General features: G+C 35.2%; 18 protein-coding genes. 8 read left to right on the top strand and 10 right to left on the bottom strand.

Features of this window, described 5'->3' with window-relative positions:
• Positions 1-25: 25 nt before the first annotated feature.
• From JMA43_RS10770 to JMA43_RS10745, 6 genes are all read right to left on the bottom strand, one after another.
• Positions 26-1033 (bottom strand): phytase, encoded by a 1008-nt coding sequence (locus JMA43_RS10770; protein WP_342156595.1) that lies wholly within the window; start codon positions 1031-1033, stop codon positions 26-28.
• Between the two features lie 96 nt (positions 1034-1129).
• Positions 1130-4003: a TonB-dependent receptor gene (locus JMA43_RS10765; protein WP_342156594.1), complete on the bottom strand. Its 2874-nt coding sequence runs from the start codon at positions 4001-4003 to the stop codon at positions 1130-1132.
• Between the two features lie 165 nt (positions 4004-4168).
• Positions 4169-5758, bottom strand: a complete 1590-nt coding sequence (locus tag JMA43_RS10760; protein WP_342156593.1) for a tetratricopeptide repeat protein — start codon at positions 5756-5758, stop codon at positions 4169-4171.
• A gap of 469 nt (positions 5759-6227) precedes the next feature.
• Positions 6228-6488 (bottom strand): 50S ribosomal protein L27, encoded by a 261-nt coding sequence (rpmA, locus tag JMA43_RS10755; protein ID WP_342156592.1) that lies wholly within the window; start codon positions 6486-6488, stop codon positions 6228-6230.
• A gap of 70 nt (positions 6489-6558) precedes the next feature.
• Positions 6559-7221, bottom strand: a complete 663-nt coding sequence (gene rplU / locus JMA43_RS10750; RefSeq protein WP_342156591.1) for a 50S ribosomal protein L21 — start codon at positions 7219-7221, stop codon at positions 6559-6561.
• Between the two features lie 105 nt (positions 7222-7326).
• Entirely contained in the window at positions 7327-7779 is a 453-nt protein-coding gene (locus JMA43_RS10745; protein ID WP_342156590.1) for a DUF4199 domain-containing protein, read from the bottom strand.
• A 265-nt stretch (positions 7780-8044) separates the two neighbouring features.
• Between JMA43_RS10745 and JMA43_RS10740 the strand changes: the two genes are divergently transcribed.
• The 6 genes from JMA43_RS10740 to JMA43_RS10715 all read left to right on the top strand — a co-directional run bounded on the left by JMA43_RS10740 (position 8045) and on the right by JMA43_RS10715 (position 16295).
• The gene (locus JMA43_RS10740; RefSeq protein ID WP_342156589.1) at positions 8045-9373 is read left to right on the top strand and encodes a M16 family metallopeptidase; all 1329 of its coding nucleotides are present in this window, start codon (positions 8045-8047) and stop codon (positions 9371-9373) included.
• A 6-nt stretch (positions 9374-9379) separates the two neighbouring features.
• Entirely contained in the window at positions 9380-11443 is a 2064-nt protein-coding gene (locus JMA43_RS10735; RefSeq protein ID WP_342156588.1) for a M16 family metallopeptidase, read from the top strand.
• Positions 11444-11630: 187 nt separating this feature from the next.
• Entirely contained in the window at positions 11631-12002 is a 372-nt protein-coding gene (locus tag JMA43_RS10730; protein ID WP_342156587.1) for a hypothetical protein, read from the top strand.
• Between the two features lie 285 nt (positions 12003-12287).
• Positions 12288-14624: a TonB-dependent receptor gene (locus JMA43_RS10725; protein WP_342156586.1), complete on the top strand. Its 2337-nt coding sequence runs from the start codon at positions 12288-12290 to the stop codon at positions 14622-14624.
• Positions 14625-14627: 3 nt separating this feature from the next.
• Positions 14628-15872, top strand: a complete 1245-nt coding sequence (locus JMA43_RS10720) for a PepSY-associated TM helix domain-containing protein (RefSeq protein ID WP_342156585.1) — start codon at positions 14628-14630, stop codon at positions 15870-15872.
• A gap of 6 nt (positions 15873-15878) precedes the next feature.
• A complete protein-coding gene (locus JMA43_RS10715) occupies positions 15879-16295 on the top strand; it encodes a hypothetical protein (RefSeq protein ID WP_342156584.1) in 417 nt (138 codons plus the stop codon).
• Positions 16296-16384: 89 nt separating this feature from the next.
• On the opposite strand, the gene gldD is transcribed toward JMA43_RS10715, so the two are convergent.
• The 4 genes from gldD to mutY all read right to left on the bottom strand — a co-directional run bounded on the left by gldD (position 16385) and on the right by mutY (position 19873).
• The gene (gldD, locus tag JMA43_RS10710; RefSeq protein WP_342156583.1) at positions 16385-16942 is read right to left on the bottom strand and encodes a gliding motility lipoprotein GldD; all 558 of its coding nucleotides are present in this window, start codon (positions 16940-16942) and stop codon (positions 16385-16387) included.
• Positions 16939-18243, bottom strand: a complete 1305-nt coding sequence (locus tag JMA43_RS10705; protein WP_342156582.1) for a gliding motility-associated protein GldE — start codon at positions 18241-18243, stop codon at positions 16939-16941. The genes gldD and JMA43_RS10705 overlap by 4 nt, the downstream gene beginning before the upstream one ends.
• A 25-nt stretch (positions 18244-18268) precedes the next feature.
• Positions 18269-18745 (bottom strand): single-stranded DNA-binding protein, encoded by a 477-nt coding sequence (locus JMA43_RS10700; RefSeq protein WP_342156581.1) that lies wholly within the window; start codon positions 18743-18745, stop codon positions 18269-18271.
• Positions 18746-18835: 90 nt separating this feature from the next.
• A complete protein-coding gene (gene mutY / locus JMA43_RS10695; RefSeq protein ID WP_342156580.1) occupies positions 18836-19873 on the bottom strand; it encodes an A/G-specific adenine glycosylase in 1038 nt (345 codons plus the stop codon).
• A 103-nt stretch (positions 19874-19976) separates the two neighbouring features.
• Here mutY and JMA43_RS10690 point away from each other — a divergent pair, with 103 nt between their 5' ends.
• The gene (locus JMA43_RS10690; protein WP_280985323.1) at positions 19977-20297 is read left to right on the top strand and encodes an HU family DNA-binding protein; all 321 of its coding nucleotides are present in this window, start codon (positions 19977-19979) and stop codon (positions 20295-20297) included.
• A 377-nt stretch (positions 20298-20674) separates the two neighbouring features.
• Complete coding sequence (locus JMA43_RS10685; RefSeq protein WP_342156579.1) at positions 20675-22222, top strand: ribonuclease E/G; 1548 nt, start codon at positions 20675-20677, stop codon at positions 22220-22222.
• Positions 22223-22266 lie beyond the last annotated feature (44 nt).

Here is a 22266-nt window from a genome sequence, read left to right as displayed (position 1 = left end):
TAAAATTAGAAACTACATCATTTTTTTATAGTAATTTTCCTAAGTTATAGAAGAAAAAACGTTTGTCATTATTCATCGCTACAAATAAACCATCTTTAAACACACTGTTTAACGGCACTGTTACTACATCGCAACCATCGGTTTCTTGCGTACTTAAATTCAGCTCTTTAACAAAACTTCTCGTTTCTTTATCAAAAATAACAAAACTGTGGTTTTGCTGATTTGATACAATGATATAGCTCTTTCCATCTGCCATATCAGCAATGCAAAGTCCTTCTATATCTTCACGAAAATATTCCACTCCAAAAAAGTCCAATTCTTCATTTCCTTTGCTTGGTTCGGCATAGTACATATGAATCCCCGCACCTTCATCCGAGTAGTACACAATACCTTCTTTATCATCTACAGCAATAGCTTCAATTTCTTTCTTTCCGCTAAATTTTCCAAACTTACGTACCAATTCAGCTTTAACTCCTGTAGAATCTGACTTCAATAAATACTGATATAAATACCCATCCGAAGGACCAGTTTTTCTACCAACAATAGCATACATCTCTCCGTTTACTGCGGAATGATACAAACTTATTCCCATTGGTAAATTGTGCTCTGGAACTGTTGCATCAGTAAAAACAGGAAAACCACCATTATCCAAAGGCTTCATGTCTGGAACTGAAAATAAACGGATTTGTTGACGCTCGCGCTCTGTAAATGCAAGTACATCTACTTTGGTAGAATCATTCAATTGAAAATCGTAACGTACATCAACATTATTTGGACGCTTTAGTCCTCTTATTGTTTTTTCTTCAATAATTTTTCCGTCTAAATCGAAAGCATAAATAGCCCCATCGGTATCTTTATCAGTACCAAAAACAATACTTTTTGAAGCATCATTTTTGTTAATCCATATTGCAGGATCATCGGTGTCGTGTAATGTTTCTTGTGTAGTAACATCTGGACTTATTGCTGGTAAATTATTTTTACTGCAGGATACAGCTACCAATGCTGTTACTGCTAAAATTCTGTATAGTTTCATTTCCGTAGAGTTTTATAACAACGGGGGAAGCAATCTAAGCTTTTGGAATTAAAATCGAAACAGATTGCTTCGCTCCCGAAAAAATATTAGTAGTTTTTATTTTTTAAACAAATCGTATTTAATACCAAAAGTTAAGCGCTTTTCGTAGTATTCCATTTGCATGGTTCTACCTTTAACTCCTTGGTAATAACGCAAAGGTTGGTTGGTAATATTATTCAAATTAGCGTACACTCTAATATTGTTGGTAATTGCGTAGTTTACACTAAAATCTAAAAAGAATTGCTCATCGTAGTAACGATCTTCAAATGGGTTTCCTCCAATTTCATCGATATACGCATCAGAATAATTAGCAGATAAACGTACGCTTAATTTCTTGTCGTTATATCCTAACGATCCGTTAAACATGTTTGGTGATGTGTTTGGTAAGTCGATGTCATCACGCTCGTCTCCATCTTCATTTTTAATACCATTTGCATCTGATGTTAAATAAGTATAGTTAAGGTAAATATTGAAGTTTTTGGCAAATCCTGGTAAGAAATCTAATTGTCTTTGCAAAGAAACTTCAGCACCAAAAATAGATGCATTGTCTCCATTTTGTGGCTGATACAAGTCGAAACCTGTTGTATCATCTCCATAAATATCACTTGTAGCCTCGGTAATTGAAGTGTAAATAAATTTATCTACATCTTTATAAAACAATCCTCCCGATAAAATACCAACAGACTCAAAATAGTGTTCTGCCATGATATCGAAGTTCATAGAAGTTGTTGGATCTAAATCGGCATTTCCTAATACAATTTCTTCATCTTCAGAAATTACATCTACATACGGCACTAAATCTACATAATTAGGACGCGCTAATGTATTTGTCCAAGCAAAACGCAAAATTGTTTGATCAGAAAAATCATATTTAAAATGAACTCCAGGAAGCACATTGGTATACGAACTCTTCTCTGTAATTGTTCCTATTAAATCTTCTTCGTCTAAAATACTATTTCCAGTTGCTGTAATTTGTGTGTTTTCAATACGAATACCCGCCAACACACTCAACTTGTCTGTTAACTGCTGTTTCGTCATTACATACCCTGCATACACTTCTTCATCTACATCAAAGTTAGCTCTTAAATATTCATCTGGAACCGACCCTCCTTCAAACTGACTTTCATCGGTAAGTTTCATGTTTCCTAAGAAATCTGGCGTAACAAAATATCCAGCTTTGTATTGACTTCCCGCTAAATAATCTGCATCTGTATAATCTCTAGTTTCTACTAAATCCATAGTATCGTATTGCGAACCAAGTGGCGAATACTCAAAGAAGTTATTATCGCGATTTTTATTTTTGATACGTGTACGCGCACCAAATTTGATACTTCCATCTCCGTTTCCAAAGAAATCTGCTGGCAATTCAAAGTTTAAAAATGCATTGATATCTTTTTCTTCTGTATACTGATATTCTTCTGTAAGTTCATCAAACTCATAGTTTCCAAGTGCATTATCACTTTCATCTTGAGGAGTGAAAATTGGTTTTTTAGTATCTAAATTTCTGTTGATTCCAAACTCACTTGCGTAAGTAATATATCGCTCATGCGGACGCTCTTCTGAAGCTTTTGCATACGAAGCCATCCAGTCGAATTTCAATTCTCCAAATAAATGATCTCCACCAATGCTATAGTTTTGCATTCTTTGATCTTCCAAACGTGCATTTTGAATTCTTCCACCAGGAATTCCTCCTTTGGTTTCTCTTTTTGCCTCTATTGGAAAAGCAACTAAATTGTTGTTGCTATCAATCATAAAGTCATCTGCACCAATATCTTCACCGTCTAAAATTTCGTTGCTGTACACAAAACGATTTTCACGATCGTCTCTCCAGTTGTACATTGTTTTTAAGTAAACGCTATTATTTTCGTTCAGCTTATAATCAAGATTTGCCGAAAAACTACGTCTTACTCTTTGTACCAAATACGTACGTGTTTCGTAAACCGAAGCGTATGGGTTAACATCTAATTCCTCAAGAATATCTTCGCCATCGGCATCTTGCATTCCTGTGTTGTACTCAAATTCATTGCTCCATTCAGCCTCAACATCATCCGATCCAAAATCGTTATCGTTAATCGATGCAGAAACCATCCATCCAAACTTTCCGTCTTTGGTACGATCTCCTACTAAAAACGATCCGTTTAAAATTCTTTTATCAGTAATAAAATTAATTCCAGAACCAGCAGTAGCCGAAACTCTAAATCCTTGCGGAGCGGTACGTGTAACTAAGTTTACAGAACCTCCCAAAGCATCACCATCCATATCTGGTGTAACTGCTTTGCTTACCTCTACAGTTTGGATCATGTCTGAAGGAATTAAATCCATCTGAACGTTTCTGTTATCTCCCTCTGCTGAAGGAATACGGCTCCCGTTTAAAGTTACCGAGTTTAATTGTGGCGACAATCCACGCACAATAATATTACGCGCCTCCCCTTGGTCTACTTGCATCGTAATCCCTGGTATACGTTTTACAGCATCTCCAATGTTTGCATCTGGAAATTTCCCAATCTGGTCTGTAGAAACCACATTGGTAATATTGGTGTTATTTTTCTGTGTGTTTAATGCTCTTGCCTGTCCGCTCAATCCGTAGGCAGAAACTTCAACACCTTCAAGCTCTAAACTTTCTGAATTTAAACTTACAGAAACAGCTACAGTTTGTCCTGCAATAACTTCTATTTCTTGAAAGTAATCAGAAAACCCTAAATACTTAATTAATAATTCGTGTTTTCCAGCAGGAACAGCAACAAATGTAAATTTCCCATCTACATCAGAAACAACTCCTTTATTTAAGTCTTGAATTAAAACAGTTGCACCAGGTATATAAATTCCGTTTTCGTCGGTAATTACCCCCTGCACATTCCCATTTTGAGCACTCATACTACTCGCAAAAAAGGCAACAATTAAGGTTGCAAAAATTAGTTTAAATGATTTCATAAAATTAGGTTTATTTTTATGCAAATCTATATTTAACAAGACTTTAGCACGTAAAACTCATGAAAACAAAATGTAATGAAAATGCATTTTTAGGTAGTATACAAAGGCAACATTTAAGTTTGCGTAACATTGAATTAACATAAAAAGCATTTGTCTTAATATTCACTACAACTGATGTAAAAAACTCGTTAATTTTTCTCCGGAATTGATAGCTAACTTTTTTCGTAATCGATACCTTGCTATTCGAATACTATCTGGAGTGATTCTCAAAATTGATGCAATTTCTTTGGAAGATAAATTCAGCTTTAACAACATGCACAATCTCATTTCTGAAGACGACAATTCTTCGAGGGTTTTACTTTCTAAGTTTTTGAAGAAACTCGGATGAATTTGACCAAAGTACCCCATAAACTCTTCCCATTCTTGTTTTTCAGAAAGGTCATCGTTTATCAACTCCACCACCGATGTGAGTTTGCTATGCACATCCATTTGTTTCCTCCCTTTCAAGTTTTTTAACGTGTGCGCTACATCTGCCAACATTTTATTTTTATGCGCTAAATGCAAACTGTACTTAGAAAGCGATGTAGTTTTAAGTTCTATTTCTCGTTGTAAATTCTCTTCAATAAGTTGCTTCTTTTCCAAATCGGCTTTTAAAACTTGCTGTTTATAATGCTGAAGTTTTATCGCACTTTCTTTTCTTTTCTTCAAGTACAAATACGCGCCAATTGCACAGAGTACCAAACCAACTAGCGCCAACAAAAGCATACTTTCGTGCGCCGACTTAACTTGATTTTCCTTCAGCAACAAATCTATTTTAGACTGTTTATTCTTGGCATCATACAGCGCCTGCAAGGCATTCACTTGTCGGGTGTTTTGCAATTCCAGAATTTCTTCGTGGATAGAATCAGATAGCACCAATGCCCCATAAGCTTTTTCATAATCTTTCAAAAAAGCATAGTTTTTAGACAAGTCTTTATACGCACTTTCCAACTGATGCGAGTTTGAAGTTTCTAAAGCAATTTTAACCGCCTGTTCAGTATACGGCAACGCATCAACATACTTCCCTGCCTTTCTATTGGCATCTCCCAAATTGTTTAGAATATTAATTTTACGATCTACATCATTCGTTTTTTCTACGTAGGTTAGCGCCTGTTGGAAAGCTTGATAAGCTTTTTCAAACTCAAACTGATCTTCATAAATACTACCAATGTTTTCATTTACAAGTGCCAGTCCTAAATAATCATTGAGTCTCTCGAATAATGTCAAACTTTTCTGCTGATGGACAAGTGCCTGTTTGAAATCCCCTTGCTTTTCAAAACAACTTCCCAATGCACTTTGCGCCATTGCTTCACCACGAGTATAATCCATTGCTCGAGAATCTTGAAGCGCTTCAAGGTATGCTTGCTTTGCAATTTCAAATTGTTTAATAAAAAAATTAATACTCCCAATTTGCAATTTTACGTACACTTTTAAAGTATCGTCGGTATGCTGTAATAAATCGGATGCCTTTTGATAATTCAAAATAGCTTCATTTACAGCACCCGAGTTGTTATAAAAATTGGCAAACTCGATATGTTTAATGGTAGTAAGCGAATCGTTTTGTTGTTCGATAGCAGACGTAAGTTCATCCTTCAGTTTAAAAAAGGTGCTATCGATACTTTGTTGTGTGGAAGAATAATTGGTTGCAACCTCTTGCCCATATAAGTTGGATACATTCAGCAGTAAAAAAAACAGTATGACTTTATAAAAATTCACTCGAAGCAATATTTTAAAACCTCGAAAAATACATGCTATAAAGTTTATAGAAATTAATAAACGGTTAAGAAAAAGTTGTTTTTATAGTATTAAGATTCATTTTCAATATAAATTCTAAAAACGCAAATACAACTCAGTAGAGTTAATAGAGTTGTTTATTTTTCATTTTTGTCTTGACACAAAAACGAAACAAAAAAGTCAAGACTAATTAAAAAAGTATAAAAAAATCTACGGAAACAACCGCCACAGATAAAAAGAACTCGCTGCGCTCAAACAGCTTTTTATCTTTCAGCCTACGCTGCTTCCTTGATTTTCAACACTTTTTTAAAAGGTCAAATAAACACATATAAACTTTCAGCAAACTTGTGCTTTAGAAAATTGATACATAATTAACGTAAACTTCAAGCATAAAAAAACCCTTCCTAATTTGAGAATAGGAAGGGTTAATACCATAAGAGAGTAAGCTCAATTATGCCTCGAAAGGCTCTATTGAAACGTATGATTTGTTATCTCTTTTCTTTTGGAACTTAACGATACCGTCAATCTTGGCATGTAATGTATGGTCTTTCCCCATATATACATTTTCACCTGGATTGTGCGAAGTACCTCTTTGTCTTACGATGATATTTCCAGCAATTGCAGCTTGACCACCAAAAATCTTAACTCCTAATCGTTTCGATTCTGATTCTCTACCGTTCTTGGAACTACCAACACCTTTTTTGTGTGCCATTTCTTTCGGTTTTAATGCTCTTGATTACATCAAGAAATGTTATACTTTATTTTAAAAAAATCTCGATGGATTATTTACCACCGTTTAATTCGTCTTGCCATTTCTTTAGCTCGTCCCATTTGTCGTTTGCTGCAAGGTCTGCTTGCGCTGCCCACGTTCCTGGATCTAAATGTGCTAAAGTTGAACTAGCCTCAGTTAAAATTTCTTTAACCTCGTCTGCAGATTTTTTAGCTAATTTAGCAAAAGTATCAACTCCTGCATTTGTTAAAGCCTCTGCTGCTTTAGGACCAATTCCTTCAATTTTCTTTAAATCGTCTCCTTTTTTAGAAGTAGATTTTTTAGTAGCTTTCTTTGCTGCTGGCTTCGCTTCTTCAGTTTTAGCTGCTGCTTTCTTTTTAGGAGCTTCTTTTTTAGTTGCTCCGCTAGCTACGATGTTTTCAATAACGATTTCAGTTAAAGATTGTCTGTGACCGTTTTTCTTACGGAAACCTTTACGTCTTTTCTTTTTGAAAACGATTACTTTATCACCTTTTAAGTGCTTAACGACTTTCGCTTCTACTGAAGCTCCGTCTATAGCCGGGGCGCCTAAAGTGATTGCTCCATCATTATCTAACAATAAAACATTGTCAAAAGATACTTTATCTCCTTCTTCAGAAGCTAAACGATGAACAAAAACCTTTTGGTCTTTCGCAACTTTAAATTGCTGCCCTGCTATCTCTACAATTGCGTACATAGCGTTGTTATTAATAAATTTAACTTTATAAATGTGCTCAAATTAAAATTTAAGCGGGTGCAAATATACTGCTAAATCATTAAAGAACAAATGTTTTTATAGCTTTTAGAGTGTTTTTTTTAAGTTCCAACTCGGTTTAAACTTTTGCATTAGTACAAATGATATAATCATGGAGGCTGCAAACCCTTCAATTAAAAGTACAAATAGCAGTATTGCAGGCCCTTGATTGTAGTCTTCAATCCAAGTTCCCATTACTTCAGCAGGAAATCCTACATCGATATGATACATATAAATTGCCATGAAAATTATAAAAAGTGTGGAGGCTACAAACCCAGTATAAATTGCTGCCAATCCTCCGGAAAATAAATCAAAATCTGCTCCTAGAATTTCTTTTTGCTTTTTAATTACAAAGTACAACCCGTAGGCTACAATAATTCCGTTTAACAACCTTAACCATATATATTTATGTAATCCGAAGATTTTAAAAATTAAAAAAAATGCTATCAATCCGAGTGCTATATAAACAGCATATTTAAAAAAGTGCTTAAAAAAATTCATTGCTTCAGTGTTTTGGTTTACAAGCAGTTAAGTTACAAAAAATAGAAACTAAAAACGTTAAACATTTTTTAATTGTTATTTGACTGTTTTTTGTGTAGAAAAAAATCATTAGCTTAGAAACTTTAACAAAAATCGTCGTAACATTTTTGTTAAAAAGAAGTCAAACAACAAAACTATTTATTTAATTATGAAATGTTTTCATGTTGAAGCACCCTATTTACTTCAGTATAAAACATTCCATCTGACCATTTAAAAACAACAACAGATGAAACACAAACTACTCTCTTTAGCAATGGTAGCCTCTTTTTGCACCGCTTCTTTTGCTCAGGAAATTAAATTTCAAGAATACGATTTGGCCAATGGCTTACACGTAATTCTTCACCAAGACAATACGGCTCCTGTGGTTACCACTTCGGTGATGTACCACGTAGGATCGAAAGACGAAAACCCAGAACGCACAGGTTTTGCACATTTCTTCGAACATTTATTATTTGAAGGAACCGAAAACATTGAACGTGGCGAGTGGTTTAAAATTGTAAGTGCCAATGGAGGTAGCAACAATGCAAATACTACTTCAGACAGAACTTATTATTACGAAGTATTCCCTTCAAACAAAGTAGAATTAGGACTTTGGATGGAGTCTGAAAGATTAATGCATCCAGTAATTAATGAAATAGGCGTAGAAACTCAAAACGAAGTTGTAAAAGAAGAAAAACGCCAACGTGTTGATAATGCTCCTTATGGCGGACTAAGCTACGGGACTGCTATTCAGCCACACTTATTTACCAACCACCCATATCGTTGGAGTGTTATTGGATCGATGGAACATTTGGACGCTGCAACTTTGGATGAATTCAAAGCTTTCTTTAAAAAGTATTATGTACCAAATAACGCTGTACTTGTAGTTGCTGGTGATATTGATATTGCCAAAACTCAAAAAATGATCCAAGATTACTTCGGACCAATTCCAAGAGGTGCAGCGATAGAAAGAACTCATCCTAAAGAGGCTCCTATCACACAACAAATGACTGCTACCGAATACGATAGCAATATTCAAATTCCAGCATTGGCACTTTGCTACAGAACTCCTGCCAGAACTGAAAAAGATTCGTATGTGTTAAATATGATTTCAACATATTTAAGTGATGGTAAAACATCTAAACTATACAAAAAAATGGTCGACGAAAACAAATCGGCTTTACAGGTTTTTGCCTTTAACAGAAGTCAAGAAGATTACAGTATGTACAATATTTTTGCACTTCCGTTGGGCGATGTTTCTATGACACAATTAGAAACTGAAATCGACGAAGAAATTAAAAAACTTCAAACTTCATTAATTTCTGAAAACGACTACACTAAACTTCAGAATAAAATGGAAAACGACTTTGTAAACTCAAATGCTAGTATTTCTGGAATTGCAAGTTCGTTGGCAAGCTACTATATGTTGTATGGTGATACTAATTTAATTAATTCTGAAATTGAAATTTACAGAAACATCACCAGAGAAGACATTAAAAGAGTTGCAAATAAGTACCTTAACAAAAACCAACGTTTGCGATTAGAATATTTACCAAAAACTGCACAAGAAAAATAAAAACACATGAAAACCAGAATATTATCTATCATATTACTATTTAGTGTAGGGTTTACATTTGCACAAATAGATCGCTCAAAACAACCAGCTCCTGGTCCAGCACCAACCATTAATTTGGCAGAACCAGAAACCTTTGTATTAAACAACGGCTTAACGGTAATGGTTGTAGAAAATCATAAACTTCCGCGAGTTACTACCACTTTAACAATAGACAATGCTCCTATTGTAGAAGGACAAAAAGTTGGAGTTTCTCAATTAACAGGAGATGTACTCGGAAGCGGAACAACAACAAAAAGCAAAGACGAATTTAATGAGCGCGTAGACTTTCTAGGTGCTTCGGTTAATTTTGGATCGCAAAGCGCTTACGCTAGTTGTCTTTCAAAATATTTCCCAGAAATTTTATCATTAATGGCAGACGGTGCCTTGAATCCTGTTTTTAGTCAAGAAGAATTTGACAAAAAGAAAAAGCAACTGGAAGAAGGTATCAAATCATCAGACAATGATGTATCGAGTATCGCTGCGAGAGTAACAAATGCGTTAGCTTTTGGAAAAGATCATCCTTATGGCGAATTTCTTTCCGCAGAAAACTTACAAAACATCTCATTAAACGATGTTCAAAACTTCTACAACACTTACTTCAAACCAGAAAAAGCATATTTGGTTATCGTTGGAGATGTTAAAGCAAAAGAAGTTGAAAAACTAGTTAAGGATACTTTTGGTAAATGGAAAAAAGGAAATGCACCACAAGTAACATATTCGGCTCCAAAAGATGTACAGTACACACAAATCAACTTTGTTGATATGCCAAATGCTGTACAATCGGAAATTGAAGTTGGAAATATGGTCGACTTAAAAATGTCGGACAAAGATTATCATGCCGCACTTATTGCAAACTATATTTTAGGAGGAGGTTTTGGTAGTTACCTTAACATGAATTTACGCGAAGCACACGGTTATACGTACGGAGCGCGTTCTAGTATCAATACAGACCAATACAACGCTTCTCAATTTTCAGCATCTGCAAGTGTAAGAAACGCAGTAACCGATAGCGCTGTTGTAGAATTCATGAAAGAAATAAAACGTATTAGAACCGAACCTGTAAGCACAGAAGACTTGGTAAATGCAAAAGCAAAATACGTTGGAAACTTTGTGTTAGCGCTCGAAAACCCGAGAACAATTGCTCGTTACGCACTTAATATCAAAACAAACAACCTTCCAGAAGATTTCTACTTAAACTACCTTGAAAAAATAAATGCTGTTACTGTTGCAGATGTACAACGTGTTGCGCAAAAATATTTCAAAGAAGACAACGCTCGTATCGTAGTTACAGGAAAAGGAAGTGAAATTGCAGATAAATTAGAAGCGCTGAACTACCCTGTTACGTATTACGATAAAAAAGCAAATCAAGTAGAAAAACCAAACTACAATGTTGCAACTCCAGAGGGTGTTACTGCAAACGATGTGTTGACAAACTACCTAAATGCTATTGGAGGAAAAGACAAAATCGAAGCGCTAAAAGCTATCGAATTTGTTTACGAATCTAGCTTTAATGGTGCCACTATTAAAACTGTAACGCAAAGAGAAGCCAACAGAACTGCTGCTCATATTTATATGAATGGTAGCTCAATGATGGATATTGTTGCAAGCGGAGACGATGCTTTTATGAAGCAAGGTGGAAATAAACTACCAATCCCTCCAGCAATGGTAAACGACTTAAAAACTGACAAAGGAACTTTTCCTGAACTTACACTCTTAAACAACAGCAAAGTTAAATTGGCTGGAGTTGAAAAAGTAGACGGAAAAGACGCTTACAGAGTAGATGTTGCTGGTGAGGTGGTACAAGCTTCTTATTTTTACGATATAGAAAGCGGATTAAAAGTGAAAGAGGCAACTGTTACTTCAATTGGCGGACAAACACAAAATCAAGAGACTTTCTTAAAAGATTATAAAGAGCACGAAGGTATTAAAGTACCAAGTACTAGAGAAGCTTCTATGGCAGGACAACCACTTGTTCATACGCTTTCGGAAGTTAAAATTAATCCGGAGTTTACCGCTGCCGATTTTGAATAATTCTTTTAAAAAAACAAATTAATATAAGGCTGTCGTAAAAGTTTGACGTATAATTAAACTTTTTACGACAGCTTTTTTTCAAATAAAACTATATCCTTTCACTTCCAAACACAATTTAAATCCATTTTTCAGCAAAAAATTGAAGCTTTTATATATTTTTGCAAACGAAAATGCGAAAATCCATTTTGTGAAACGATTTTTTCCAATAGTATTTACATTGTTATACATGCTTGCCATGCTCAAGCCTGTATTGCCAGTTTTCGACTATGTGATAAATCAAGACTACATTGCAGAATACCTTTGTATTAATAAAGACAAGCCCGAGATGCATTGCGACGGAAAATGTTATTTAATGCAAATGCTCGAAGAACAAAACAACGAGAAAAAGCAAAACCTACCCGCTATCGATTTAAAAGAGTATCCAATAGGTTTTGTAACACTTATTAACCTCCCGAGCGAAACTACAACTACAACACCACAAAAAAATCATAACAATTACCATAATCAATACCGCTTTTTAACAAGCGAGCAGCACTTCCACCCTCCTATTTTTTCTTAATTGCAAATTATTCGAAATTCATTTTTGGCGTTCCCTGCGGGCGGGCTTTACGCGCTACATGGTAGCTAGCTCCAATCCCTAACGCAATAACAACACTTTTTTATAACCACAAGTGTAAAGCAAAAATGTGCCTTTTCGAATCTTTTATCCTCACAAAAGTTTGTTCATTTAAACAAAAAACAATCAAGAAAAAATGAAATCTATAAGGTTAAAACCGCTATTTCGAGTAGTGTTTTAACTAATGAGATTCCATGTGTACTTTCAAAAAAATAACAAAATAAACACATGAAAAATATAATTTTTGCCATCTTTATTTTTATAGCAAACTCGGTACTTTACGCCCAAACAACTTATACTGGCAAAGTAACCGATGTACAAAATACACCACTAACGGGAGTTGCTGTTATCGCTAAAAACAGTGTCAACAAAGGTGTTGCAACCGATAGCAATGGAAACTTCAATATTACGCTAAACAGTCCTGAAGTCATCATAAAATATATGGGCTACGAAACCCAAATTGTTACATTTACAAACACTTCCAATGTCATCATTTTACAAGAAGACACTCAAGCGCTTGAAGAAATTATAGTTTCTGCAAGTCGCGAAGCGCAAAAACGCTCCGAAATTCCTGGTGCTATATCAGTTATTAGCGCAAACACCATTGAAGAAACAAAACCTTTCGGGATTGAGCAACTAGTCAACCAAGCGCCTGGAGTGTATATGTCGACTTCCAAAGCTTCAAGCAACGAGCAACACATGATGGCTGTAAGGTCTCCAATTTCAACCAAATCGCTATTTTTATATCTAGAAGACGGACTTCCAATTCGGCCAACGGCAGTTTTTAACCATAATGCCCTACTAGAAATGAACGATGTTACTTTTGGTAGAGTGGAAGTTTTAAAAGGTCCTGCTTCCAGTATATACGGGAGCGAAGCTATTGGTGGAAGTTTCAACTTTATCACCAAAAATCCAACACCAGAACTCGAAGGAAGCCTTGGTTTCGAAATTAACGATATGGGGCTTACAAAATACGCTTTTGAAGCTTCTAAAAATGTAAGTGAGAAATTAGGTCTTTACCTCGGCTCGCAATACGTCCAACGAAATAACGGTCCAATTCAACACAGTGATTACGAAAAATTTGCTGTGTCATTTAAAACCGTATATCAACTTAACGAGTCTACCACTTGGACAAATATGATTGACTTGATTGATTACCGGTCGGACATGACTGGTTCTTTAACAGAAGAAGACTACAACGCAGGCAATTACGAAAGCGACCAAACTTTTACCGAACGCGTAGCTAAGGCTTTTAGATACCGTTCTACGCTAACAAAAATTTGGAACGAACAAAACAAAACAGCCTTCAATTTCGTGTTTAGAAACAATCAAATGGACCAAATTCCTTCGTATCGCATAAGTCAATTTAGACAAAACGGTCAACTTACAGGCGAAGGTTCAGGAGAAACTAACACAAATAAATTTAATAGTTTTGTAGGACTTATTCAGCATAAAAAAGATTTCAACTTTGCCAATTCGTCTTTAATTGTTGGAGCTACGGTAGATTACTCTCCGCAATCGTATATCGCCGAAACCATCGATGTAACTGTCGATCCAAACACTGGTGTAAACACAGCATATTCACTCGATAACAGTTCATACATTTTAAACTACGATGCCGATATTTTAAATTATGCAGGCTTCCTTCAGTATGAAATAAATCCGCTTGAAAATTTAAAAGTAACAGCCGCGTTACGTTACGACCGTTTTGAATACGACTACAACAATTTACTAGATGGACAAGCAGGACCAAAAGATTCTAGAAACCAATACGACAATATTGCACCAAAAATCGGACTCAACTACAACCTAAACAATCACACAGGTGTTTATGCCAATTATTCTAACGGTTTTACGCCACCAGAGACTTCAACTTTATACAGAAATAGTTATGTTGGTGTTGGCGGAGAAGTATTCGATTTAAAACCGAGTTCTTATAACAATTACGAAATTGGAGGTTATTTTGTATCCGACAAATGGAAACTCGATGCTGCGCTTTATATTTTAGACGGGAAAAACACCTTGGTAACACTTCGAGATAACAACGACCAATACTACAATGCAAATGCAGGAAAAACACGCTCGTACGGTATTGAATATGGCATTACTTTTAAACCTGTACCAGAATTGAGTATTAGTCATAACGGAAGCTACGCAAAACATCGTTATATTAAATTTTACGACAGCGGAATTGACTATTCCGACACCGATCAAGAAACAGCGCCAAACTTACTTGGAAATACACAAATAAACTATCAGCCTAATTTTATTAAAAACTTTAGTATTGGTTTAGAATATGAATTAGTAGGAAAATACAATACCAGTTTTGAAAACCAAATAGATAATGGTGATGGTAGTTATAGCACTGCAACTTACGACGGACATAATATTTTCAATCTGCGTGCAAGCTATCAACTCTATCAATTCGAAATTTGGGCACACGCTTTAAATATTTTCGACAGTTTGTATTCAACTAGAGCGTCATATAACAGGTACAGTAGAGAAAACAATTACTCCATAGGAAACCCTAGAGCGTTTCATTTTGGTGTTAAATACAAGTTTTAAAACATGGCAAAAAACAACAAACTCAACAAATGGCTTTGGAAATGGCACTTTATAGCCGGACTCATCTCCTTGCCTTTTATACTGTTATTGTCGGTAACAGGAACTATTTACCTCTTTAAAGCACAATACGAAGCTCCTATTTACAAGCCAATTAAAGAGGTTATTGCTGAAGGAACTCCGATTAGCTACCAAGAACAATGGGAAATTGCGAATGCAAATGCAATTAAAAAACCTAACGGAATGATTATTCCTTCGGAAACTACGCAGGCTACCGAATTTACTTCGGGAATGTTTGGAGAAGCAACAAGCCTTTTTGTAAATCCCTACCAAGGAAGCATTTCAGGAGAAATTATCCCAAAAGAATCGTTTATGTACAAAGTTAGAAAACTGCACGGCGAACTCTTAATGGGAAGTTACGGAACCAAAATTGTAGAACTCATTGCCTGTTGGATGGTAGTACTTATCATTACCGGGCTTTATGTATGGTGGCCAGAACGCGGATGGAAAATTAAAGGATACTTTATCCCTCGTACCAATCTGGGGAAACGTACTTTCTTTCGAGATACGCACGCTATTACAGGGTTTTGGATGTCTATTTTATTTTTACTGATTTTAGCAGGCGGCTTACCTTGGACAGATGTTTTTGGAGCCGGATTTAAATGGGTGCAAAATGTAACAAATACTGGATATCCAAGTACCTGGAATAGATTTTCTGTTACTGAAGAAAACACTAAAATGATTAGTCTTGACGAAATGGTTGCAAAAGCAAAAGCTTTACAGCTTTCTGGAGACGTAAAAATTGGTTTTCCGAAAGGTGATAATGGTGTTTTTAGTGTTTCAAATACGTACTACGAAGATTTAAATCAGCAAAAAATGATTCATTTTAACCCCTATACTGGCTCTCAAGTTTTAAAACACAACTGGGAAGATGTTGGTATTTTAATGCGTGGGAGAATGTGGGTTATGGCATTTCATCAAGGGCAATTTGGAAAATGGAATTGGGTATTAATGCTCTTTACTGGCATTGTTTTATTCCTAATGAGTTTGTCGGCTTTAGTCTCGTATGTTTTACGCAAACGAAAAGGAGATTGGGGTGTTCCTAAAGTTCCTGCATCATTTAAACTCAACTATTTTATAGTTTTTATTATTGGTTTGCTATGCATCTTGCTTCCGTTATTTGGAATTAGTGTGCTTTTAATATGTATTTTTGAATTGTTTAAACTGAAAAAATTATCATTTTTAAAATAATAAATCATGAAAAGATTACTTGTCCTCGCCTTAGCAGTTTCACTTTCAGCAATAAGTTGTAAAACAGAAACTAAAAACGCTGGCCCTACTCAAATGGAAACAGTAATGGCTGTGCACGATAGCTTAATGCCAAAAATGAGTACCGTAAACAAATTAATTGGGGAGTTAAATGCAAAAGCTGACACGACCGAAGTAGGCTTAAAATATAACGCCGCAAAAGAAGATTTACAGGCTGCTCATAAAAGTATGATGGATTGGATGCAAGATTTCGGAACAAAATTTGACCATGAGGAAATTTTAAAAGGAAAGGAATTATCTGAAGAGAAAAAAGCGCTTCTAGATGAAGAAGAAAAAGAAGTAACAGCGCTTAAAGAACAAATAAATACAAGCATCGAAAATGCAGAAAAGCTTTTAGCTGAGTAAATTCAAACAGCTGAAACATATTAAAAAAACGTCATTCTCAAGTTAATCAGAATGACGTTTTTTATATATACTGAAGCTACTACCTCTTTTTACTTCCAATGTAGAGTCTCCATCATCTTTCGGATGTCTTCTTCTAAATATTTAGCTGCAGGTAAAACCGAATCGTAATTTGGTTTTGTATTGAAATAAAGCGACCCTGTTAAAAAATGCGAAGTACTATCCGTTACATAAAATTGCGATGCCGATGCTGCATTTCCAGAAACTACATAAAACATTCCGTAAACTTTATTGGTAGGGTTTACAAAAGGTTGCTCCTGTATATTATCGGCTTTGGCAACATGCTCGTAGGTTAGTTTCTGCGCATCACGAAGTAGTTTGTCTAAATTATCGGCTACAGGTTTGTAGGTAATAAAGATACTCGCATTCATTTTTGGATATTGCAAGGTTAACGCACAATTATTGGTTAACGTTACTACTGTTTCTTTATTGATATCAAAAGCATATGCGCAAGTTGTATCTAACTGCGAGTAACTTGCCTTCGGATATTCCAAACGAAGCATTCCTTTTGGTTTTGGCAAAGGGTCGCCTCCGCAAGAAAACATCAAGAAACTAATAAGGATAAGGCTTTGGAGGATTATTCTTTTCAATTGAGGGTTACTTTTATTTGTTTGATTCGTTTTTTATCTAACGCTTCTACCACAAAAGTAATATCGTTAAACGTTATCTTTTCTCCTTTGGTAGGGAAACTTCCTGCAATTTCTAGCACAAAACCAGCAATGGTTTCCGATTCGCCTTTGTTATCTTCAAAAATACTTTCATCTTCAATATCGATAACTCTGTAAAAATCTTTCAAGGCTGTTTTTCCTTCGAAGACATAATTTTTTTCATCGAGCTTTGAAAATACCAAATCTTCATCATCAAACTCGTCACTGATATCTCCAACTATTTCTTCAATAATATCTTCTAAAGTAACCAAACCAGAAGTTCCTCCGTATTCATCAACCACAATTGCTAAATGGTTTTTCATCTCTTGAAATTCTTTTAGCAAATCGTCTAACTTTTTATTTTCAGGAACAAAATAAGGGTCGCGTTTCAAAGAAGCCCAATCAAAGTTTTTCTTATCTAAATACGGCAACAAATCTTTTACATACAACACTCCAGTAACATTGTCCATATTGTCTTTAAAAACAGGAATTCGAGAATATCCGTTTTTAATAATTTCATCGACAATTTCTTGAAACTTCATTTCTTCATTAAGTGCAAAAACATCAATTCGCGGTTGCATTACTTGGCGAGTATCGGTGTTTCCGAAAGAAACAATTCCTTGTAAAATTTTCTGTTCTTCTACTGTTGTATCTTCTTCAGAAGTAAGTTCGAGTGCGTGCGAAAGTTGGTCGACCGAAATATTTGTACGTTGCTTTCCCAATTTATCTTGTAAAAATAAAGTGATAGAACGCATTGGCATACTTAACGGATAGAAAAGCGTGTCCAACACATTCAGCGGATACGCCATAAAATAGGCGAATTTGATTCGGTTTCGACTGGCGTAAACTTTCGGAAGAATCTCTCCGAAAAGTAAAATCAAAAATGTAACGACACCAACTTCTATAATAAAACGAACAATTCCAGTTTCTAAAGCACCAAACAAAAATTCGCCAAGCGAACTAAACAAAAGTACAATGGCGATGTTTATAAAATTGTTGGCCACCAAAATTGTAGCCAATAGTTTTTTTGGTTTGTTAAGGAGTTTTACAATAATTGCTCCTGCGGAAGTTTTAGAATCTTCCACCTCATTTAAATCGGTTTGCGATAAAGAGAAAAATGCTACTTCTGCTCCAGAAATTAAAGCAGAACAGATAAGTAATACAACTAAAACTATCAATTTAATAATTGAAGCTGAATCGATAAAAAGTGCTATTGAAAATAAACTCGAGGGCTCTGGGTCCAAAGTTTTTTGTTTTGATTAAACTTAATTAAAATGGCAAATCGTCGTCTGCATCTTGCGACAACGGCGATTGCTCAGTTGGTTTATTATACGTTTGCGGTGCTGATGTTGGTTGTTGGCTTCCGCTATTTTGGTTTTGCATTGGTATTGAAGCACCCGCACTATCTGCTTTATTGGTTAGAAACGTAAAATCGGTAACCTGAATTTCGGTTGTATATCGTGTATTTCCGTCTTCGCCTTGCCATTGTCTAGTTTTTAAGCGTCCTTCCACATATAGTTTATCACCTTTGCTTAAATATTTTTCGCAAATTTCGGCAGCTTTATTTCGAACCACAATGTTATGCCATTCGGTATTGGTAACACGCTCACCACTTTGTCTATTTGTATAGGTTTCGTTGGTTGCTAGCGGAAAACGCCCAATACTTCCTCCTCCTTCAAAATAGGTTACTTTTACATCGTCTCCTAAATGTCCAATTAGCATTACTTTGTTTAACGTTCCACTCATGTTTTTATTTCTTATTCGTTAATTTATAAATGTATTAAAATTTACTGTAAAATACACAATTCGGGTTATTAAATAGGAATACACTACTCCTTAAAAACCAAAATCTTCTACAAAATTGGCAATCAATACAGGTACAGGGTAATCTGCAACTGTATTTACAGCAATGCCTTCTTTTAATTCATCTTGCAAAGTTACAATCCAAAAACGAGTATATATATGTTGATGTGATAATTTATGAACTTTTGCTACTTGATTATAAAGATGTATCTCGAAATTGTGATTTTTAGTTAAGTCGATAAAACTTTCATTCTTCTTTAAAGCCTCCATCGTTATTTCTTCGGAAGTTTCTACCAGAGGAAATTCATATAAATTAAGCCAAATATCCTTTTTTGTTCGTTGTTGAAGTATGGTTTTATGCGCATCATTAAAGACGATATAATTAAAGTATCTATTTTTAATTTTCGTTTTCTTCAATTTTACAGGAAGCTCATTTACCCGATTTTCAGCAAAAGCCACACACTTTGTTTGCAAATTGCACACCTCGCAATTGGGCGATTGTGGCTTACATTGCTTGGCTCCATACTCCATAATTGCTTGGTTGTAGGTGCCAGGGTCGTTTGCATCAATAAGCTCGGTAGCCAATTGTTTAAATTGTTTTATTCCTTCTGTACTATTAATAGGCGTAGCAATCCCAAAGAAGCGCGCCAACACTCTATACACATTCCCGTCGACCACGGGAGCAACTTCGTTAAAGCAAATAGAAGCAATTGCACTTGCTGTATAATCGCCAATTCCTTTAAGTTTTTTTAATTCTTTATAGGTGTTTGGAAACTTCCCGTCTAATTCAAAAGCTACTTTCTTGGCAGTTGCATGCAAATTTCTAGCACGCGAATAATAGCCTAAACCTTGCCAAAGTTTCAAAACTTCTTCTTCGGATGCGTTTGCAAGCTCAAAAACGGTTGGATATTTTTCAGTAAATTTGAGGTAATATGGGAGTCCTTGTTCGACTCTTGTTTGCTGAAGCATTATTTCAGAAAGCCAAATTTTGTATGGATTTTTGGTTGTTCGCCAGGGTAAAATCCGTTTATTTTCATCATACCAAAGCATGATAACGCCTTTAAAATCCATATGTTTCTTTATCGGTTTCAAAAATAATAGCTTTATTTAGTTAAATTTTAATTATTTACACTTTATTTATTGGGTAATTAATTTATATATTTGCATCCCCTAAATTTATAACACTGTAAACAAATATAAAAAAATGACTAAAGCAGACATTGTAGCTAAGATTTCAGAGAAACTTGGCATGGAAAAGGGAGATGTACAGGCAACTGTAGAGTCCTTTATGGAAGAGGTGAAAAACTCATTAGAAAGCGGTGATAATGTGTATCTAAGAGGTTTTGGTAGTTTTATTATCAAAACAAGAGCAGAAAAAACAGGTAGAAACATTTCTAAAAACACAACTATTAAGATTCCTGCTCACAACATTCCAGCTTTCAAGCCCGCAAAAGTATTTGTAGAGGGTGTTAAGACAAGTGTAGAAGTAAAATAAGTATTAATATAAAAAATTAAAGTCGATGCCAAGCGGTAAAAAAAGAAAAAGACATAAGGTAGCTACGCACAAGCGTAAGAAAAGAAGAAGAGCTAACCGTCACAAGAAAAAGTAGTTAGATAACTACTTTTTCTTTTTTAAGTGATTGTACACTTAACGTACAAAACGTTCATTGAAAAAGAAATCATCTTAGCTCCAGAGAGTTAAGGTTATTTCGCTGGGTTTATTCAAAAAAACCTGTAGTAAAAATTTATTTCGCCTCATGGCGGAACAAATTTATTGTTTAATCCATCGGTTTTGATGTTTTACCCGATTACCTTCAGCAGAAAAAGAAAGTAAAGAGGTATAATTTCAAGGCAGATAAAAATTCATTCAGAGTGAATAAAGAATTAATTGTAAGATCTAGTTCCTCTGACGTTGATTTTGCCATATTAAAGGATGGAAAACTTGTTGAATTACACAAGGAAGAAGAAAGTAGCGATTTTTCTGTGGGTGATATCATGCTGGCAAAAGTGCGCAAACCTGTAACGGGTTTAAACGCTGCTTTTGTAAACGTAGGATACGAAAAAGATGCGTTTTTGCATTACCACGATTTAGGTCCGCAACTGAGTTCCTTGCTGAAATTCATCAAACGTGTAAGCACAGGTAAATTAAAAGATTTCTCTTTAAAAGACTTCCCATTTGAAAAAGATATAGATAAAGATGGCACGATTAACAACGTGTTAAAAGCCAATCAATCTATATTAGTACAAATTGTAAAAGAGCCTATTTCCACCAAAGGACCACGAATAAGTTCTGAGCTTTCGATAGCCGGAAGGTATTTGGTATTGGTTCCTTTTTCCGACAGGGTTTCTGTTTCTCAAAAAATAGAAAGCAAGGAAGAAAAAGACCGACTTAAAAGGCTCGTTCAAAGTATCCGCCCAAAAGGGTTTGGAGTAATTGTACGAACAGTGGCAGAAGGCAAAAAAGTCGCCGAACTAGACAAAGATTTAAACAACCTGTTAGCCAAATGGACAGCGTTGTGTAAAAAAATTTATAAGGCAAACTATCCGTCTAAAGTTTTAAGTGAAATGAATCGTGCCGCCTCTATTTTAAGAGACGTATTTAACGACGATTTTACAGGAATTTACGTAGACGACGAGACGCTTTATTATCAAATTAAAGATTACTTACATGAGATTGCGCCACAGAAAGAATCGATTGTAAAATTGTATGAGTCGAATGTTCCAATTTTTGAAAAATACGGAATAGAACGACAAATAAAAACTTCTTTTGGACGAACCGTATCTTCCAGTAAAGGTGCCTATTTGGTTATCGAACATACCGAAGCTTTACACGTAATTGATGTAAACAGCGGAAACCGTTCGAACAAAGCCAAATCTCAAGAAGACACCGCTCTAGAAGTAAACCTAATTGCTGCATCGGAAGTTGCAAGGCAGTTACGCTTACGAGATATGGGAGGTATTATTGTTGTAGATTTTATCGATATGTCTAATGCAGACAACCGTAGAAAACTATACGACCATTTAAGAGAAGAAATGCGAGACGATAGAGCCAAACACAAAATCCTACCTCCAAGCAAGTTTGGCCTCATACAAATTACAAGGCAACGCGTAAGACCAGAAATGAATATTAAAACTCGTGAGGAAAACCCGAACGGAAACGGAGGCGAAGTTGAAGCCCCAATAGTTTTAATAAATAAAATAAGTTTCGATCTGGAACGCATCATTAAAAGTAAAAATAGCAACAACGGTATTGTTTTAAACACACACCCGTTTATTGCTGCATATTTAACAAAAGGATTTCCATCCGTACGTTCTAAATGGTTTTTAGAATATAAAAAATGGGTCAAGATTTTACCAAGAGATGCTTACACATACTTAGAATACCGTTTTAAAGATAAAAACGGAAAAGTCTTAAAATAAAAGAAAACCATGCTCAAAAGGCGTGGTTTTTTTTGTTTAATCTC

The sequence above is a fragment of the Joostella sp. CR20 genome, assembly GCF_038433465.1.
Taxonomy (GTDB): Bacteria; Bacteroidota; Bacteroidia; order Flavobacteriales; family Flavobacteriaceae; genus Galbibacter.
This window is presented reverse-complemented; position numbering and strand designations above follow the sequence as displayed.

Coding starts and splice junctions, on each gene's coding strand:
- JMA43_RS10770 (WP_342156595.1), bottom strand. CDS start 1,033: ATGAAACTATACAGAATTTTAGCAGTAACAGCATTGGTAGCTGTATCC.
- JMA43_RS10765 (WP_342156594.1), bottom strand. CDS start 4,003: ATGAAATCATTTAAACTAATTTTTGCAACCTTAATTGTTGCCTTTTTT.
- rpmA (WP_342156592.1), bottom strand. CDS start 6,488: ATGGCACACAAAAAAGGTGTTGGTAGTTCCAAGAACGGTAGAGAATCA.
- rplU (WP_342156591.1), bottom strand. CDS start 7,221: ATGTACGCAATTGTAGAGATAGCAGGGCAGCAATTTAAAGTTGCGAAA.
- JMA43_RS10745 (WP_342156590.1), bottom strand. CDS start 7,779: ATGAATTTTTTTAAGCACTTTTTTAAATATGCTGTTTATATAGCACTC.
- JMA43_RS10740 (WP_342156589.1), top strand. CDS start 8,045: ATGAAACACAAACTACTCTCTTTAGCAATGGTAGCCTCTTTTTGCACC.
- JMA43_RS10735 (WP_342156588.1), top strand. CDS start 9,380: ATGAAAACCAGAATATTATCTATCATATTACTATTTAGTGTAGGGTTT.
- JMA43_RS10725 (WP_342156586.1), top strand. CDS start 12,288: ATGAAAAATATAATTTTTGCCATCTTTATTTTTATAGCAAACTCGGTA.
- JMA43_RS10720 (WP_342156585.1), top strand. CDS start 14,628: ATGGCAAAAAACAACAAACTCAACAAATGGCTTTGGAAATGGCACTTT.
- JMA43_RS10715 (WP_342156584.1), top strand. CDS start 15,879: ATGAAAAGATTACTTGTCCTCGCCTTAGCAGTTTCACTTTCAGCAATA.
- JMA43_RS10700 (WP_342156581.1), bottom strand. CDS start 18,745: ATGAGTGGAACGTTAAACAAAGTAATGCTAATTGGACATTTAGGAGAC.
- mutY (WP_342156580.1), bottom strand. CDS start 19,873: ATGGATTTTAAAGGCGTTATCATGCTTTGGTATGATGAAAATAAACGG.